This window comes from Cupriavidus oxalaticus, assembly GCF_038900635.1.
Classification (GTDB): Bacteria; Pseudomonadota; Gammaproteobacteria; order Burkholderiales; family Burkholderiaceae; genus Cupriavidus; species Cupriavidus oxalaticus_B.
Genome location: NZ_JAYMRX010000069.1, coordinates 1 through 1,190 on the forward strand (window position 1 = coordinate 1; position 1,190 = coordinate 1,190).

Annotated in this window: 1 protein-coding gene; it reads left to right on the forward strand. The window is 59.1% G+C overall.

Features of this window, described 5'->3' with window-relative positions; all coding sequences use genetic code 11:
• Positions 1-66 precede the first annotated feature (66 nt).
• Complete coding sequence (locus VSR71_RS34955) at positions 67-1,032, forward strand: IS5 family transposase (protein WP_342917904.1); 966 nt, start codon at positions 67-69, stop codon at positions 1,030-1,032.
• Positions 1,033-1,190 lie beyond the last annotated feature (158 nt).

A 1,190-nucleotide genomic window follows, 5' to 3' on the forward strand; every position in this document is an offset into this window, starting at 1 on the left:
GGATGGTGTTCAAAACTCATGCGACTTCGGGTACGCATGAAGAATGTTTCCAGCGACAATGGGCGCATGAAACAAACTGACCTTGGCCTGGACCTGAGCAATCGCCGCACGCGCAAGCGCGTGTTTCTGGACGAGATGGAACGTGCAGTGCCGTGGGATGCGTTCCTGGCATTGATTGCTCCGCACGCTCCGACCAAGGCAACGGGCCGCCGGCCGTTTCCTCTCGCGGCGATGCTTCGAATCCATCTGATGCAGCAATGGTTTGGTCTGAGCGACGTGGCGATGGAAGAAGCTTTGTATGACACGCCGCTGTACCGCGAATTCGCTGGCTTGGGTGGAATGAGCCGCCTGCCTGACCGCGTCAGCATTCTGCGCTTTCGGCATCTGCTTGAGCGACACCAACTTGCCGAGCAGTTTCTCAAGACGGTCAACGAGCAACTCAACGCCCGCGGCTTCCTCCTCAAGGAAGGCACAGTGGTCGATGCCACCCTGATTGCCGCGCCGAGTTCGACCAAGAACAAGGATGGCGAGCGTGACCCGGAAATGCACCAGGCGAAGAAAGGCAACCAGTGGCATTTCGGCATGAAGGCACACATTGGCGCGGACGCCGAATCGGGACTGGTACACACCGTCGTGGGCACAGCCGCCAACGTCAACGATGTCACGCAAGCTCATGCACTGCTGCATGGCGAGGAAACCGATGTGTTCAGTGATGCCGGATACCAAGGCGTTGAAAGGCGCAGTGAGGCGCAAGACATCGCGGTCAACTGGCATGTTGCGATGCGCCCGGGCAAGCGCCGCGCGTTGGACAAGGAGGCGTCGGTGGGCAAGCTGCGCGATGAACTCGAACGGGTCAAAGCCCGCATCCGTGCCAAGGTGGAGCACCCGTTTCGCGTCATCAAGCGCCAGTTCGGCTATCTCAAAGTGCGCTACCGGGGCTTGATGAAGAACACGCAGCAATTGCATACGCTGTTTGCCTTGAGCAATCTGTGGATGATGCGCCATCGACTTCAGTCAGGTGCCAAACGGTGAATGCGCAGGGATTCTGGCCGACGACCCGAAACGCGGGCGATAACGCCCAAGCGCGCACCGAATCTCGCATCGAAGTCGAGGGGAATCGCTCATTGAACTCACTTGGCCACGCTCTCACGGTCAACTCGGCGCTGCGGACGTTGTTTTGAACACCATCC

Coding starts and splice junctions, on each gene's coding strand:
- VSR71_RS34955 (WP_342917904.1), top strand. CDS start 67: ATGAAACAAACTGACCTTGGCCTGGACCTGAGCAATCGCCGCACGCGC.